The organism is Mucilaginibacter sp., assembly GCF_965277465.1.
Classification (GTDB): Bacteria; Bacteroidota; Bacteroidia; order Sphingobacteriales; family Sphingobacteriaceae; genus Mucilaginibacter.
The window spans coordinates 1,684,990-1,701,912 of sequence record NZ_CBDICW010000001.1; the positions used below are offsets into that span (position 1 = coordinate 1,684,990).

General features: G+C 42.2%; 13 protein-coding genes. 7 read left to right on the top strand and 6 right to left on the bottom strand.

Annotation, left to right across the window (positions count from 1 at the left end; genetic code table 11):
• Window positions 1–9: 9 nt before the first annotated feature.
• Both ACQY4U_RS07635 and ACQY4U_RS07640 read left to right on the top strand, forming a co-directional pair.
• A complete protein-coding gene (locus ACQY4U_RS07635) occupies window positions 10–822 on the top strand; it encodes an oxidoreductase (RefSeq protein ID WP_428328799.1) in 813 nt (270 codons plus the stop codon).
• Window positions 823–978: 156 nt separating this feature from the next.
• Entirely contained in the window at window positions 979–2,166 is a 1,188-nt protein-coding gene (locus ACQY4U_RS07640; protein ID WP_428328800.1) for a GAF domain-containing sensor histidine kinase, read from the top strand.
• Window positions 2,167–2,178: 12 nt separating this feature from the next.
• Here the strand turns inward: ACQY4U_RS07640 and ACQY4U_RS07645 are convergent, their stop codons facing one another.
• Both ACQY4U_RS07645 and ACQY4U_RS07650 read right to left on the bottom strand, forming a co-directional pair.
• The gene (locus ACQY4U_RS07645) at window positions 2,179–2,565 is read right to left on the bottom strand and encodes a DUF3037 domain-containing protein (RefSeq protein ID WP_428328801.1); all 387 of its coding nucleotides are present in this window, start codon (window positions 2,563–2,565) and stop codon (window positions 2,179–2,181) included.
• Complete coding sequence (locus ACQY4U_RS07650; protein ID WP_428328802.1) at window positions 2,543–3,340, bottom strand: HipA family kinase; 798 nt, start codon at window positions 3,338–3,340, stop codon at window positions 2,543–2,545. The genes ACQY4U_RS07645 and ACQY4U_RS07650 overlap by 23 nt, the downstream gene beginning before the upstream one ends.
• 345 nt (window positions 3,341–3,685) lie before the next feature.
• Here ACQY4U_RS07650 and ACQY4U_RS07655 point away from each other — a divergent pair, with 345 nt between their 5' ends.
• A complete protein-coding gene (locus ACQY4U_RS07655) occupies window positions 3,686–6,115 on the top strand; it encodes a TonB-dependent receptor domain-containing protein (RefSeq protein WP_428328803.1) in 2,430 nt (809 codons plus the stop codon).
• Between the two features lie 89 nt (window positions 6,116–6,204).
• On the opposite strand, the gene ACQY4U_RS07660 is transcribed toward ACQY4U_RS07655, so the two are convergent.
• Window positions 6,205–6,585, bottom strand: coding sequence for a DUF1634 domain-containing protein (locus ACQY4U_RS07660; RefSeq protein WP_428328804.1), 381 nt, complete (start codon window positions 6,583–6,585; stop codon window positions 6,205–6,207).
• A gap of 10 nt (window positions 6,586–6,595) precedes the next feature.
• Window positions 6,596–7,432 (bottom strand): sulfite exporter TauE/SafE family protein, encoded by an 837-nt coding sequence (locus ACQY4U_RS07665; protein ID WP_428328805.1) that lies wholly within the window; start codon window positions 7,430–7,432, stop codon window positions 6,596–6,598.
• A 168-nt stretch (window positions 7,433–7,600) separates the two neighbouring features.
• Here ACQY4U_RS07665 and ACQY4U_RS07670 point away from each other — a divergent pair, with 168 nt between their 5' ends.
• Together ACQY4U_RS07670 and ACQY4U_RS07675 are read left to right on the top strand one after the other, a co-directional pair.
• Window positions 7,601–9,442, top strand: coding sequence for a UbiD family decarboxylase (locus ACQY4U_RS07670; RefSeq protein ID WP_428328806.1), 1,842 nt, complete (start codon window positions 7,601–7,603; stop codon window positions 9,440–9,442).
• Window positions 9,443–9,495: 53 nt separating this feature from the next.
• A complete protein-coding gene (locus tag ACQY4U_RS07675) occupies window positions 9,496–10,206 on the top strand; it encodes a hypothetical protein (RefSeq protein ID WP_428328807.1) in 711 nt (236 codons plus the stop codon).
• 130 nt (window positions 10,207–10,336) lie between these two features.
• Here the strand turns inward: ACQY4U_RS07675 and dacB are convergent, their stop codons facing one another.
• Together dacB and ACQY4U_RS07685 are read right to left on the bottom strand one after the other, a co-directional pair.
• Window positions 10,337–11,749 carry a D-alanyl-D-alanine carboxypeptidase/D-alanyl-D-alanine endopeptidase gene (dacB, locus tag ACQY4U_RS07680; RefSeq protein WP_428328808.1) on the bottom strand — a complete coding sequence of 471 codons (1,413 nt, stop codon included), beginning with the start codon at window positions 11,747–11,749 and terminating at the stop codon, window positions 10,337–10,339.
• Window positions 11,721–13,169: an APC family permease gene (locus tag ACQY4U_RS07685; protein ID WP_428328809.1), complete on the bottom strand. Its 1,449-nt coding sequence runs from the start codon at window positions 13,167–13,169 to the stop codon at window positions 11,721–11,723. Before ACQY4U_RS07685 ends, dacB begins: the two co-directional genes overlap by 29 nt.
• 153 nt (window positions 13,170–13,322) lie before the next feature.
• Here ACQY4U_RS07685 and ACQY4U_RS07690 point away from each other — a divergent pair, with 153 nt between their 5' ends.
• Window positions 13,323–15,572 (top strand): sodium-translocating pyrophosphatase, encoded by a 2,250-nt coding sequence (locus tag ACQY4U_RS07690; RefSeq protein ID WP_428328810.1) that lies wholly within the window; start codon window positions 13,323–13,325, stop codon window positions 15,570–15,572.
• A gap of 175 nt (window positions 15,573–15,747) precedes the next feature.
• Complete coding sequence (locus ACQY4U_RS07695; RefSeq protein WP_428328811.1) at window positions 15,748–16,635, top strand: hypothetical protein; 888 nt, start codon at window positions 15,748–15,750, stop codon at window positions 16,633–16,635.
• Window positions 16,636–16,923 lie beyond the last annotated feature (288 nt).

Sequence of the window (16,923 nt, forward strand, 5' to 3'; positions counted from 1 at the left end):
TCAGTAAAAATGAAAAAAGTAGCATTAATAACCGGGGCATCAGCCGGTATAGGTAAGGCAACCGCAAAACAGTTATTGCAGGATGGCTATATAGTTTACGGTGCCGCCCGTCGGCTTGATAAAATGGACGATATTGTATCTTTAGGCGCCAGGGCGCTTAAAATGGATGTAGCCGATGATGCCGACATGGTTAGCGGTATAGATAAAATAATAAAGGCCGAGGGCAGGATTGATGTGTTGGTAAACAATGCAGGTTTCGGCTCGTACGGGGCGGTGGAGGATGTAGCCATAGCCGATGCCAAATACCAGCTGGAGGTAAATGTATTTGGCCTTGCCCGTTTATCACAATTAGTATTGCCGCACATGCGGGCACAGCATTCCGGTAAAATAATTAATGTAACTTCTATTGGCGGTAAAATGGCTACCCCGATGGGCGGCTGGTACCATGCCAGTAAATTTGCTGTTGAAGGTTTGAGCGATAGCCTGCGTTTAGAAGTAAAACAGTTTGGTATTGATGTAATTTTGATTGAACCGGGCGGTATTAAAACAGAATGGGGCGATATTGCTTTCAACAGCATGAAAAAGGTGTCGGGCAAAACGGCTTATAAGCACCTTGTTGCCAAAACGTCGGCGATAGTTGGCAAAGCCGAAAAAAATGCATCAGACCCATCAGTTATTGCCGACCTTATAAAAAAAGCCATCAATGCTAAAAAGCCAAAAGCAAGGTATTCGGCGGGGTATATGTCTGGCCCGGTACTGTTTTTAAAAAAATGGTTAAGCGATGGTTTGTTCGATAAAATGTTAATGAGTCAGCTTAAGTAATCAAATCAGCAAAAAATAATTTTTGGGCATATTTAACGATGCGCATGAAAACTATCTGCCGGTAAATTGGTTAACAGGGTAGGTTTGATTTTGGTGAATTTATTTTTAGTTTTAAATAACTAAAATTGATTTAGCCATAGCGTAATTAATAATCAATTGACGAATTTAGAAGCAGGCATCCAGGCAGATATTGATGCCATAAGTAGTATTTCAATAATCCCCAAATTATTGGAGGTAATTTGCCGCTCTACCGGTATGGGGTTTGCAGCCATTGCACGCGTTACCGACGAAAAATGGGTGGTTTGCAGTGTGAGGGACGAGATCGAATTCGGGCTTAAACCCGGTGGCGAACTGAAGTTAGAAACTACCATCTGCCATGAGATCAGGCAGAGTGGTAACAGGGTTATTATTGATAACGTGGCAGAGGATGAAAACTTTTTCAATCATCATACGCCTGCCATGTATGGCTTCCAGAGCTATATTTCTATACCTATTATCCGTAAGGACGGCTCTTTTTTTGGTACCCTGTGTGCTATTGATCCCAAACCCGCGCACCTTAACCGGGTTGAGATTGTGGAGATGTTTAACCTGTTCACTGAACTGATCTCATTTCATCTCAATGCAGTTGAAGAGCTGGCTAAAACAGCCTCAATACTTAAAGAAGAACGCAAAACCGCCGAGCTGCGCGAACAGTTTATAGCCATATTGGGCCATGATCTGCTTAACCCGGTTGCTGCCGTTATGAATGTAGCGCAGTTAATGCTACGAATGCCGCTTGATGACAGGATGACCCGCCTGGCCAACATAGTTCAGGATTCATCCTACCGTATGCGGGCGCTGATTGAAAATATTCTTGATTTTGCACGTGGTCGTTTAGGCGAGGGGATAACCCTTAACTGTAATGATGATGAACCGATAGAAAAGATACTGAACCAGGTTATCACCGAGTTGCGCGTTGTATGGCCCGACTGTATTATTGAAACTGCGTTTGATTTGGACGCTCCTGTTTATGGCGATGGTAAGCGGATAGCGCAGTTATTCTCAAACTTATTGGGCAATGCCATTACTCATGGTGAAAAAAATACGCCGATAATAGTTAATGCATCAAGCAGTGATGATGCTTTTAAATTATCGGTAACTAATTTTGGCAGCCAGATTCCTGCCGAGGCAATGTCGCGGCTTTTTCAACCATTCTCACGGGGCGAGGTTAAACCAGGCCAGCAGGGTTTAGGCCTGGGCTTGTTTATCGCTTCAGAAATTGCAACAGCGCATGGCGGATCTTTAGAAGTAGTATCTACCGCTAAAGAAACCTGCTTTACCTTCACAATGCCAGTAAGGAAATAGCAATATTTTATATCAAAGTACCAGCTGATCAAACAACCTGTTTAAAGTTTCTACCGCATCGGCCCCGCACATGCCCGGGTGTACTTTTGATGTTTGCAATATAGTGCTGCGGGTTGCTGTAAGCCACCTGAAGCGCGATGCCATATCTAATTTACCTATTGGCCCAGCATCTTTGTCTCCATTACATATGCGCTCAAAAGAGTTGAGGTGTATTTTTAGCTCATCAATATCCAGACCTGTATAAAAGGCACTAAGTCGTGCTTTATCAAGTGCATACCTGGTTTGCAGAAACTTTTGTTTTGAACAAAAAAGGATCACCCCGATATTCAGAAATTCCTCGCGCTCAACCCTGGGCACCACGCGGATAACGGCATACTCAAATAAGTGTTTCTGCTGCATTTTGTGCTTCTTTTACAAAAATATGTGAGTGTGCTATCCTTGTTGTTAAAAAATGTATGTAGGCTTTCCGGTATTCGGCAGGCGTTTCAAAGTACGATATATCCGTGAGCCATTCGTCGGGTATCAGCCCGACAATCGAGCTGATCACTTCATCAGTAAGTATCGGTTTAAATAAAGCATCCGCTTCATCAAGTTCGGTAGCGCGGGGCAGCAGTACATGGTCCTTTATCTGTAAAAAGGGCCGTTTGGCCTGCTCTTCCCAGTTGGTCCACGAGTGGTGAAAATATAGCGCCGCTCCATGATCTATCAGCCATAATTCCTTATGCCATATCAGCATATTGGTGTTACGGGGGGTACGGTCAACATTAGTGAGCAGGCAATCGAGCCAAACAATTTGTGAGGCTAATTTGGGGTCGATGTTTAAAGTGGTAGGGTCAAAAGTAATAGCACCCGAAAGATAATGCAAGGCTAAATTTAGGCCTACACTTGCCTTTAAAAGATCTTGAATTTCTTCATCGGGTTCTGTACGGCCAAAGGCTTCATCTAAGTTGGCAAAAACCAGTTCAGGTATTTTTAAGCCCAGGGCACGGGCTATTTCGCCGCCAATCAATTCGGCAATGAGGGCTTTTGAACCCTGGCCAGCCCCCCTGAATTTCAGTACATACAAAAATCCGTCATCAGCCTCGGCAATGGCGGGCAGGGAGCCACCTTCGCGCAGGGGCGTTACATAACGTGTTACATTTACGGTGCGTAACTGGGGTGTATTAAAATTCATAAGCGTTAAGCCCTTTTTTGATGGTTGTAAATTTACCTGAATAAAGAAAGCAATCAAATGATATATAATAATAATGGCTGCTAAAGTATTGTCTAAATTATAAAGCAATATCCTTATAAATTAATATACTGGTTGCCAGTTAATTTTAAACTATTTTTTTAATATACATTATTAACTTATTGTGAATATTATAGTGTATGATTGCAATATATTATTTGCTTTAACAATAATTATTATTAATAAATCGTATAATGATTATTATGTGTCAAGTAAATTTTTGTTACTATATTGTGGCGAATTTAATTAAAAGGTAAGTTTATAGTAAAAATTCTACAATATCTATTAATGAGGGTTATAACTGGGTGCTTATTAACAGCGTTATTTGCTGTTGTATTTACGAATCTGTATGCGCAGGAAATACCTTCATCCATCCAGGGTAAAGTGCTGACAGATAAGTATTCAGCTGCCGAATCATCAACAATTGTTTTACTCAGATCAAACGACTCATCAGTAGTAAGCTCTGCCATTGCAGGTAAAACCGGTGCATTCCTTTTTAATAATTTAAAACCTGGCAGCTACCTGTTAAGGGTAACATTGGTGGGCTATAATAAATCATATACAGGTCCTTACACTGTTTTAGCCGGCAAAGTCTTACAGGTTGCAGAAATTACCTTATCGCCATCAGCTAAACAGTTAGGTGAGGTAACGGTGGTGAGTAATAAGCCCGATATTGAGGTAAAGCCCGGCAGGGTAATTCTGAATGTTCAAAACAGCTTAACGGCGGCGGGTAATTCGGCATTTGATATTTTAAGGCAATCTCCGGGGGTACGTATTGATAATGCAAACAACATCAGTATAGTGGGTAAACAAAATGCACTGATCACTATTGATGGTAAACCCACTAACTTAACTGGCGATGACCTGGTAGGTGTACTGCGCGGTATGCAATCAAACGTAATTGAGCGTATAGAGCTGATCACCAGCGGATCAGCTAAGTACGATGCTTCGGCAGGCGGGATCATCAATATCATATTAAAAAAAGGATCAAATATTGGTACAAATATTACGGTAACCGGTACTGCCGGATATGGTAAATATTATAAAAGTAATGCCGGGGTGGTATTTAACAGCCGCACAGCAAAGTTCAATGTTTTTGGTAATTATAACTTTACTGATGATAAAACCTTTCATGATTTTGTAACAGACCGGGGCGTTACCTATAACGATGTAACCAGCGATTATCATGTGGATTACAATAGCATCCAAAAATCATATAATCACTCATTTAGTATAGGTGCTGATTATTCGCTGTCGCCAACGCAAACTATTGGTTTTTTGGTTAACGGCTTTGTCAGGCAAGAAAATTATTTGAAGGATAACAGCCTTAAAATATCCAACCAGGGTGTTATGGACTCGGTTATTACGGCAAATTCTATGCTTAACAGGCATGTAAGCCGCATAAACTATAACCTGAATTATAATGCTAAGCTGGGTAAATCAGGCAAAACACTATCTGCCGATGCTAACTACACTACTTACGACCGTAACTCGGCCGAGTATATTACCAATGAGTTTTATAACTCAACGTACCTGGTGTACCGTTATCCCGAATGGCTGCAAAATCTTTCGCCCTCAACAATTCATATCTGGTTGTCGAAAGTTGATTTTTATGATCCTATTTCAAAAACATCAAAGCTGGAAGCAGGTATTAAATATAATAATACCTGGAGCAATAACGATTTAATATTCGGTCCGTTTGAGAACGGACAATATCAGGTAAACTCTGCATTGAGCAGCCATTTTGTTTATACCGAAAACGTTACCAGTGGTTATGTGAACTATGAGAACAAGTTTAACAAGTTTGATTTAACAGCCGGTTTACGGGCTGAGCAAACTTCGGCCAAAGGATCAGGTAATACGGTTAACAATAATTATTTTGAGCTTTTTCCGCAGGTGCAATTATCCTATAAGCAGGATGATAAAAATGATTTTACGCTGAGCTATAACCGTGGTATACACAGGCCGGCGTACGAGGACCTGAACCCATTTTTATATTATGTTGACCTTTACGATTACGGAGCCGGAAACCCAAACCTGAAACCAGAGTTTTCAAATCTGGTGCAGTTTACCTATAGCTATAATAAAACCTTCCAGGCTACTTTATACACTAATATTATAAACGATGCTTATGAGTTTCCGTTTTATGAGCAAAATGATACCTCAAAAGTTAATATCACCACGCATAAAAATTTAGGTAAGGTTTATAATTATGGTTTAAGGATCAATGTACCGGTAATATTCACCAACTGGTGGAACGCTACCTTTAATGCCGATGTTGCTTACCAGCGTTATGTGGCCTATCCTTTTAATGGTAACCTAAATAAGGGAACGCAGGATGTTATTTTATCGAGTGCGCAACACTTTATTTTAAGCAAAACACTGAATGCTGAAGTTTCAGGATCCTATGAATCACCTACTTTTTATGGCATAAACCATATTAAGGCTTATTACTTTGTTAATGCAGGCATTGGAAAGCAATTGTTTAATAAGCGGGGCAGCATTAAGCTAAGTGTAAACGACGTATTCAATACCCTGCGCGACAGGATCTACACCAATTATCAAAATCTTAATTTATCATTAACTGATAAAAAGGAAAGCCAGATTGGGCGTTTAACTTTCACTTACCGTTTTGGAAAAGCATCGGTAAAATCAAATGTTACCCATAATACGGGTAATGAGGAAGAGCAAAAAAGAACCAGATCAACGGTTAACTAATATTATATTACGGGGGTACCTTAGTTTCGTTTTGAACGCATTTCGGGGATTGATCCGTATCTTATATATTTAATTTGGCACGGGTAATATTATCCGGCGTGGCCGCTTAGCATGCTGGCGAAAATTATCAGCAAAACCAGTGCGCTGATGCCTACATACATATAATCTTTTTCCATCACAAAGCCTATCCCCGAAAATATGACCCTCATAATCGGGGTTGCAATTAACAGGATTATACCTATCTGGATAATGGCCTGCCCCCTAAATGTAAGGGCTCCGTGTATAAGGCTGCCGGCATGCTGCACAAAAGGCGGGATGCCTTTAAATACCTTATAATCCGGGGCCGATTGCCCATGCCTGTACAGGTAAATGATCCCTCCAAAAAAAACAATGCTGATAGATATAATAACACCGGCCCTTAGCACATGGCCAATTAATGCCTGTATATCTGTGTCTTTAAATTTTGCCATTGTATAAGCTTTATATTTTTCCTGTAATTCCGTTATATACCATCTGACTTGCCAAAAAGGTAACTACTATTGCAAATACCCAGCGCAACCACCTTGATGATGTGGTATGTACCAATATTTTTGATCCCGTCATGGCGCCAAATAATACACCGATCACTACCGGCATTACCAGTCCCGGGCTAATATAACCCCGCTGCAAATAAACCACCGCACTTGCCGACGCTGTAACCCCGATCATGAAGTTACTCGTGGTGGTTGATACCTTGAAGGGTATCTTCATAATAGTATCCATCGCTATCACTTTTAACGCGCCCGATCCGATACCCAGTAAACCCGATATTACCCCGGCAAATAGCATCATAAAAAAGCCACCCCCAATATTGCTGATGCTGTAGGCAACAGTACCATTACCTGTTGGATAGCTGCTGTTCAGCTTTAGTTTTTCGGCCCATTCGCTTTTTGTTGTATTAATATTCTCTGCTTTTTTGCGCAGCGATAGTAGAGCCGAAAATATAAGGATCACGCCAAATAATATGGCTATATAGTGTGTAGGAATATAAACGGCAAGTATGGCGCCGCACATGGCACCGGCTGTGGTGGCAATCTCTAAAAACATACCCAGGCGCATATTGGTAATACCCTCTTTAACATAAGCTGCGGCCGAACCCGATGACGTTGCAATTACCGATACCAGCGATGCTCCAATGGCATAATGAATATCAACATTAAGCAGTAAAGTAAGCAGTGGGATAATTACCACGCCGCCGCCCAGGCCTGTCAATGAGCCTAATAGCCCGGCAAAGTAGGAGCCAACCAGTATAATAACAGTGAATATAAGTACCGACATGCGCGCAAAAACTTAAGAGCCGCTAAAGTAATAATAACTTTTTTTAAGCACTTACTTTAATGTTTGTCTATAGATTTAGTTGATTAACAGGCTTGGTTATACCAATGTAATTATTGGTATGCAACTGCTTTAACACCTGCACATTTTGTACATTTGCTGGTGTAAAATATGAGCTATCCAAGTTTACAAGCCTGCATTGCCGACCTTGAAAAAAATGGTCACCTGATCCGCATTAAAGAGGAGGTTGATCCTCACCTGCAAATGGCGGCTATTCATTTACGTGTGTTTGAAAACAATGGCCCGGCTATTCTTTTCGAAAACGTAAAGGGCAGCAAATTCCCGGCAGTTTCAAACCTTTTCGGAACGCTTGATCGTTCCCGCTTTATCTTCCGCGATACGCTGGATAAGATCAAGACTTTGGTAGACCTGAAATCAGACCCCTTAAAGGCAATAAAAAATCCTTTTAAGTATGCCAATGTTGCCTTAACCGCTTTATCGGCATTGCCCATGAAGGTATCTGCCCGCAGGGCTCCCGTTGGGTTTGCAAAATGTAATATCAGTGATATTCCGCAGGTAGTTAACTGGCCCAATGATGGCGGCCCGTTCGTTACCATGCCGCAGGTATATACCGAAGATGCCGACAAGCCCGGCATTATGAATGCCAATTTAGGCATGTACCGCATACAACTGGGCGGTAATGATTATATCATGAACCAGGAGATTGGTTTACACTATCAGCTGCACAGGGGGATAGGGGTGCATCAAACCAAAGCAAATGCAAAGGGACTGCCCTTACAGGTAAGCATATTTGTAGGTGGCCCGCCATCGCACCCGGTTGCTGCGGTAATGCCGCTGCCCGAAGGCTTGTCTGAAATGACTTTTGCAGGCGCATTGGGTAACCGCCGTTTTCGTTATTTTTATGATGAAGAAGGTTTTTGTATTTCGGCTGATGCTGATTTTGTGATAACAGGTACAGTAATGCCGCATGATAATAAACTTGAAGGCCCTTTCGGCGATCATTTGGGATATTATAGCTTAAAGCATCCGTTTCCGCTTTTAAAGGTGAGTAATGTTTATCACCGTAAGGATGCAGTATGGTCGTTCACGGTAGTGGGCAGGCCGCCGCAGGAGGATACCAGCTTTGGTGCACTCATCCATGAAATTACAGGAGCAGCTATCCCGAAAGAAATTCCCGGGCTACATGCCGTAAATGCTGTTGATGCAGCGGGTGTACACCCATTATTGTTTGCCATTGGCAGCGAGCGTTATACGCCTTATGTAAAAGAGCGCAAGCCACAGGAGATCCTTACTATTGCCAATCACATATTAGGAAAAGGCCAGCTCAGCTTAGCTAAATATCTTTTTATTGCTGCACAGGAGGATGACTCCAAATTAAATGTGAATGATGTTGAGGCGTTTCTGAAACACATGCTGCAAAGGATTGATCTGACAACCGACCTGCATTTTTATACCAATACCACCATTGATACACTTGATTATAGTGGCGATGGTTTAAACTCCGGCAGTAAAGTAGCCATAGCAGCAGCCGGAGATATTAAAAGGGAGCTTTGGACAGAACTACCCGCAGGCTTTAACCTCCCGCGGCCGTTTGAAATATATAAAATGGCTATGCCGGGTGTGTTAGCCGTACAACTGCCAAAAAATATCAGGAGCAGCGATATGCCCCTGATGCTGGAAATATTGGATGAGCATTTACGCGACGAAGAGTTAAACGGATTACCCTTAATAGTACTTTGTGACGATGCCGGATTTGTTGCTAAAAGTATAAATAACCTGGTATGGGTAACTTTTACCCGCAGTAATCCATCGCACGATATTTATGGGATAAACAGCTTTACCGAGCATAAACACTGGGGTTGTAAAGGCCCCATGATAATTGATGCCCGTATTAAACCGCACCATGCCCCGGTACTTGAAAAAGATCCGGAAGTTGAAAAGTTAGTAGATAAAATGGGCGAGAAAGGCGGCGCCTTATACGGCATTATTTAAAGAGCATTAAGCGCAGGGAATAAAACGATTTTGAATTTATAAAGATTAATTGCATGACCATATTATTAAAAAATATAAGTGTTTGTTTATTGGCCGTATGCCTGTATGCCTGTAAAAAGCCGGCTCAAAATGTACCGCATTACACGGTATCAAAGGTTATAAAAACAGATACGCTTACTACGCTTAACGTACACATCAGCAACCGGATGACTGGCCCGCAATTGGTTTTAATAGCCGGGAAACTGAAAAGTGACAGCACCGCTATCCAAAATTTAGAGATCCATTACCTGCTGCCCGGCAATGCCGATATTACCGCAGGCGATAACAGCTATTATGCATCATTAAGATATTTGAAGGATGCGGATGTAAAAGCTACTGATACTTTAAAGGACGAGAATGATAAGGTAGTGCGGTTAAAAATATTTGGCATCAGCCAAACTTCGGCCAGCCATTTATTGAGCTTGCAACCCAAAGAAACTGCCGGTAAAAATATTATGGGCCGATTTATTGATGATTATAACCACACAGTGATTATTCCTTTTAAAGATCCATTGGATAAAAAAGATGAATTGTATGTTATAGAGCTTGATTCGGCCGCCAAAGTTGTATCAGCAACTGTGCCATTAAAAGTTGTTGATGGTGCTACCACCAAATGGCAGGTTACCCAGCATGGCGATTACCTTACCCTAAAGGATAGTGTACTTGCTCAATATGCGGTTGATGGTTTAGGTATGCCATTTAACAGTATTAAATCTGGGATTTAAGGGCGATTGGCACCTCTGTATTTTGTGTTAAATTAAAATAGGCTTTTCACCCTGAAGCACTCGAAGGTTGATCGCAGAGGCCTCGCCCGCATGGTTCAAGTTCCTCACCATGACAACTAAATTCAATTCCTTATTTCAACTCATCCAGTACCCTGAATATCTTTTCTTTCATAGCCTTGCTTGAGCCGCTGAAGTTATTCACCATGATAGAGAAGCACAGATCGCGGCCCTTGTAAGTGTGGTAACCTGCGTAAGTAAGCACATTTAATATGGTACCGCTTTTCATTTTAATATCGTTATAAGTAGGCAGGCTCTCGTAAAAATCAGGGAACCAGGTTTCTTTTTTGGCTGATTGCAGTATGGTTGCCATGGTTAAAGTGGTCACCCTGTCGCCGGGAGCAAGGCCGCTGCCATCAACAATATTTAACGAATGCGGGTCGATGCCACGGTTTTTCCAAAAATCCTGTTCAACCGCCACGCCATTACTGGTTGAAGGTTGTTTCCCGGCTTTCCAGGCAATAGTTTTTAGTAACTGCTCAGCGTAAAGGTTAATACTTTTTTGGTTAAGCCAGTAAATGATCTGGCTTAGTCGGGGCGATAATATGGACGTTAGATTGGTGGTGATCAATGGCGAAGCCACGCCTTTTGCAGCCAGTGTAGTAGTTGATTCAGCATCGTTGCTTGCCAATATCCCCAAACGTTTAAGCGTATCCATCAGGCGAAAGGCTGCCTCGTAAGCAGGGTCGGGAAGGGCGGCGGCTATTCTTTTTTTATCCTGATCAATGGCATAAGTGCCCCGCAGGTACATGGTTTTGCCCCCGATTGGTAAAAAGGCGTAAGCATTATCCCCGGTATTTGCCGGGGCGTTCAGCAATTCGCTTTTAAAGCTAAGGTAGGGCATGGCAGGTACCGTGTGCAAAACTGTTACTGCGCTCCCAATGCTGCCTGTTTTTAATTTAATATCAAACTGGTTTTCGCGCCAGCAAAGGCCTGATGTACCCGCACCATAGTAATTGCCCACATCCATCCAAATCCATCCCTCGGGGATAGATTGCGAGCCGAAAATAGCATCATCACCAATAATACGGCCGTTAATTTTTTTGATGCCTGCCTTTTGCAGCGCATCAACCATCAGGCCAAGTATATGGTTTTCGTGCATACTCTCGTAGCGCCAGCTGCCCAGTGTTGGGTCGCCGGCACCTTTTATAATCACATCACCGTTAAGCGTGCCATCGGCACTAATGGCACCACTGTAGCCAAATTGGGTTTGGTATTGAAAATCCTTCCCCAGCAAATTAAAGGCGGTAATGGTGGTAATAGTTTTTAAGGTTGATGCCGTTGCCAGGCCCATATTGGGATTGGCGGTAAAAACCGGTTCGCCTGTTTTAGCATCAAGCACGGTTAATGATACCGAAGCATAACTGCACTGGCTATCAGCCTGCAACCTGCTGAATGCTGATTGCAGGTTTTGTGACAATGCCTGTCCAAACGTATTGCCGGCAATAAGAACCAGGCTAACTAACCAGATCTGTTTGATCTTCATTCTTTGAATTTCTGTTTGCGATATAATAGATCGGGATACCTATCAGTACAATAATTAAGCCCGGCCAGGTAAAGTTAGGTTTGTAAATGATAAGCAGGATACAAAAGGCGATACCCATTATCATATAAATAGCAGGCAGTACCGGGTATCCAAAAGCTTTGTAGGGTCTTTCAGCATCGGGGCGTTTTACACGTAAAATGTAAATGCCAAAAATGGTGAGCACATAAAATATAACCACCACAAATGAGATCATATCCAGCAGATCGCCATATTTACCGCTCATACAAAGTATAGCTGCTACCACGGCCTGTATCCATAAACCAAATTCAGGTACGGCATTTTTATTTAAAGTACCTGTTTTTTTGAAAAACAAACCATCTTTTGCCATGGTGTAATAAACCCTTGCCCCAGCCATAATCAACCCGTTGTTACAGCCAAATGTCGAGATCATGATCATTACGGCAATTACATAAGTACCGATGTTTCCAAAAATTACGTGCGAGGCAGCAACCGCAACCCGGTCTTTATCCGCAGTGGCAATATCATGCAATGATAAAACACCGGTGTACATTACATTGGCTGATACATAAATAACGGTTACTATCAGTGTACCTAAAAACAAGCTCAGGCCTATGTTACGCTTAGGGTTGTTCATTTCGCCTGCAATAAATGTTACGTTGTTCCAGCTGTCGCTACTGAAAATAGAACCCACCATTGATGCTGCTATTGCACCCATTGCGGTTGCAATGGTTAAACTGCCTATGCTTCCATCTGCATTTAGCTTGTGCATATCCCAGGCATGGCTCCAGTTGGCATGCCATATATCGCTCTTAAAGGCCCAAAAGCCAAACACGATGAGCCCGAATAAACTCAATAGTTTGGTTATGGTAAATATGTTTTGAATGATCTTACCGCTTTGTACACCTTTCGTATTGATAAAGGTAAGCAGCACAATAACTACGATTGATACGCACTGCGCCGCACTGATGGTAAAGTGAAGTATACCAATCATGGTGCTGAACAAAATATTGTCTTCGCTTACCGCGGGGATCAAATAAGCGGTAAACTTGGAGAAAGCCACGCCAACGGCTGCAATAGTGCCGGTTTGTATCACTGCAAAAAAGCTCCATCCGTATAAAAATGCAACTAATTTATTGTAGGCTTCTTTAAGGTAAACGTACTGTCCGCCGGCTTTTGGAAACATGGCGCTTAGTTCGCCGTAGCTTACAGCTGCGGTAAGTGTCATGAAGCCTGTTATCAGCCAAACGGCTATTAACCAGCCTGCTGAGCCTACGTTCCTGGTAATATCTGCACTTACAATAAATATTCCTGAGCCTATCATTGAGCCTGCTACCAGCATTGTGCCGTCGAGCAAGCCCAGCTCATGTTTCATTTTTGGTTGTCCGGGGGTCTTCGCCATTGATCAGTTATAGTTTAAGGTTCTAAACTATTCAAAAAACTTTATAATTGACATTCTATTGTAAAGAAATTAATTTACTATTTTGCAGAACCAATTATAGCGACCGCGCTAAGTTTTTATTGAATTAGAATAACTTATAAACCAATTATAAATATGGACTTGTTAAACACTTACTTGATTTATTTAATTCCTGTTTTTGGCCTTATCGGTATCATTGCCATGGCTATTAAAGCAGCATGGGTAACCAAACAGGATGCCGGCGATGGCGACATGGTACAACTGGCCGGCTACATTGCCGACGGGGCAATGGCATTTTTACGTGCCGAGTGGAAAGTGCTCAGCTATTTTGTAGTAATTGCAGGCCTTTTATTAGCTTATTCGGGTACTACGGTGGCAACATCAAGCCCGGTTATTGCTATATCGTTTGTGGTTGGTGCATTCCTTTCGGCATTTGCCGGTTTTTTAGGGATGCGTATTGCCACTAAAGCCAACGTGCGTACCACGCAGGCCGCACGTACCAGTTTGGCCCAGGCATTAAAAGTATCGTTTACAGGCGGCACAGTAATGGGTTTGGGGGTTGCTGGTTTAGCGGTAATAGGTTTAGGCTCGCTGTTTATAGTTTTCTACACCATTTATGTTAAAAATACGGGCGGCGATGTTAATGGAGATGCCATGGCAAAAGCGCTGGATGTTTTAGCCGGATTTTCTTTAGGTGCAGAATCAATTGCCTTGTTTGCACGTGTTGGCGGAGGTATTTACACCAAAGCTGCCGATGTGGGCGCTGATTTAGTGGGCAAGGTTGAGGCTGGTATTCCCGAGGATGATGTACGTAACCCAGCAACCATTGCCGATAACGTAGGTGATAACGTGGGCGACGTAGCAGGTATGGGCGCCGATCTTTTCGGATCGTACGTAGCAACTATGCTGGCAACAATGGTATTGGGCCGCGAAATAGTATCGCACGATAAATTTGGTGGTATAGCCCCGGTATTGTTACCAATGGTTATTGCGGGATTGGGTATTGTGTTTTCACTTATCGGCGCAGCCTTTGTCAAAATAAAAAATGAAACCGACAGCGTACAAAAAGCATTGAACTTTGGTAACTGGGCATCAATAGTTTTAACAGCTATAGCTACTTATTTTGTGATACAATGGATGCTGCCTGAAGATAGCTTCCACATGGTACGTGACGAAGATGTAAATCATGTGGTAAAAGCAGGTGCCTTAGTGTTTACCAAAAATGGAGTTTACATGGCCATTATTGTGGGCCTGGTTGTTGGTACGTTAATGTCCGTTATTACCGAGTATTATACGGCAATGGGTAAACGCCCGGTGCTCAGCATCATCAGGCAATCGTCAACAGGGCATGCAACCAATATTATTGGCGGTTTGGCTGTGGGTATGGAATCAACCGTTGCACCTATCCTGGTGCTGGCGGCAGGTATTTACTGGTCGTACCACTTTGCAGGTTTATATGGGGTAGCTATTGCAGCCGCAGGTATGATGGCAACCACCGCCATGCAATTGGCTATTGATGCCTTTGGTCCGATTGCAGATAACGCAGGTGGTATTGCCGAAATGAGCCGCCTGCCCGAAGAAGTACGTCACCGTACAGATAACCTGGATGCCGTAGGTAACACTACAGCAGCAACAGGCAAGGGTTTTGCCATTGCATCGGCAGCGTTAACCTCACTGGCCTTATTTGCCGCTTTTGTGGGTGTTGCAGGTATTGAGCATATTGATATTTATAAAGCCGATGTTTTAGCCGGACTGTTTGTTGGAGGTATGATCCCTTTCATCTTCTCGGCATTGTGTATCTCGGCAGTGGGCCGTGCAGCAATGGCGATGGTAGAAGAGGTTAGGCGCCAGTTCCGCGAGATCCCGGGCATTATGGAGTACACCGGTAAACCGGAGTATGAAAAATGCGTGGCTATCTCAACCAAAGCATCAATCCGCGAAATGGTTGCACCCGGCTTAATAGCCCTGATAACCCCGCTTATTATTGGTTTTGCCTTTGGTGCCGAAGTTTTAGGTGGCTTACTGGCAGGTGTAACCGTATCTGGCGTATTGATGGGTATCTTCCAGAGCAATGCTGGCGGTGCATGGGACAATGCTAAAAAATCATTCGAAAAAGGCTGTATGATCAATGGCGAAATGCATTATAAAAAATCAGAACCGCATAAAGCATCGGTAACTGGTGATACCGTAGGCGATCCGTTTAAGGATACCTCTGGCCCGTCAATGAATATATTGATCAAGCTGATGTCAATCGTGTCGCTGGTAATTGCACCGCACTTAAACATGCATGTTCAAAAAATAGCTGCAGTTAATCATTCTGTACAAAAAGAGATCAGGGTGCAGGCCGCTATCAGCCCCATAATTAAGGTGGTTAAAAAAGGATAATACTTACCATAAGGTTATAATAATTAAATGCCCCTTACAGGGGCATTTTTAGTTTTATAGCTTGTGCAGCTTATTGTATCTGCATGTTATTATCTGTAAGTTTGTTCATGGTGTTAAGGCAGTGTGGTAATTTAGGGTTCTGATCTTCCATAAAATAGTGTAATTTTTCTTTAGCATGTCCCTTCCTGTTTTTTTTTATCACACCAGTAATTCGAGTTATCTTAAATACAGCCTTAAACAAGCAAAGTATTATAACCCTGATTCAACCATATACCTTTTGGGCGATGATTCCAACAACTGCTATCCTTTTGTAAATCATGTTAATGTTGCGGATTTTAAAGCCGGATCACAGGCATTTGCATCAGTTTATAAACACCTGTCGCATAGTGGTTATAAATATGAACTGATGTGTTTTGCAAGATGGTTTTGTATCCGTGATTTTTGCAGGCAAAAGCAGATAGAATCATTTATCTACCTGGATTCTGATGTACTTGCCTTTGCTCATCTTTCAACCATAGTCCCGTTTTTTGGCGATGCCGCAATTGCAAACCCGGGTGAGTATGGTGATTCGCCGGCATTTACCTATTTCAGGGATTTTAAGGCGCTTGATGATTTTTGTAATTACTTAACCCATTCTTATACCGATAGTATCAGCCGGCATAAGTTAGATGATTCCTATACAGACTACTGCACTCATAATAATGAAGGTGGTATTTGCGATATGACCTTGTTTAACTTTTACTTTCGCGAAAACCCCGGTCTGTTTAAAATCATTAGTTTAATTAATGATCAGTTGGCCATTGATAACAACATTAACAATGCAGAAGGATATGAGTTAAAGGGTGGCGGTAAAAAAATATACTGGAAAAATCACCTGCCTTATTGTAAGCAGTTAAGTACTGGCAGGTATATACAGTTTGTATGTCTTCATTACCAGGCAGGCGCTAAAAAATTAATGTACCGGCATTTTAATGGCGGCGGCTATTTGATAAAACGGGCAAAAGAATTCCTGCTTGAGAAGCTACGGCCGGTACTGAAATTAATAAACTCATTCAGATCATAAGTAGGTGAGTAACCTTATTATTCCTTTAGTTTAAATGTTGCACTACTAAGTGTATCCATCTTATAAATAAAACTCTTTTTGAAGATAGCCCATTTATGTGCTAAAATAGTACTGGTTTCAAATTTAAGTAGTGTTACACAGGTGTGTTTGTTTAATTATAACTGCCTGTTTACCAAACTTTAATTTGCAAAATGGGCTTGTCTCCATTGTTACATTCTGCTCTTTATGTTTTCAATAAATTTAAGTACGTTTGGGGATACGTGAATTAACATTAAAACTGATCTTATT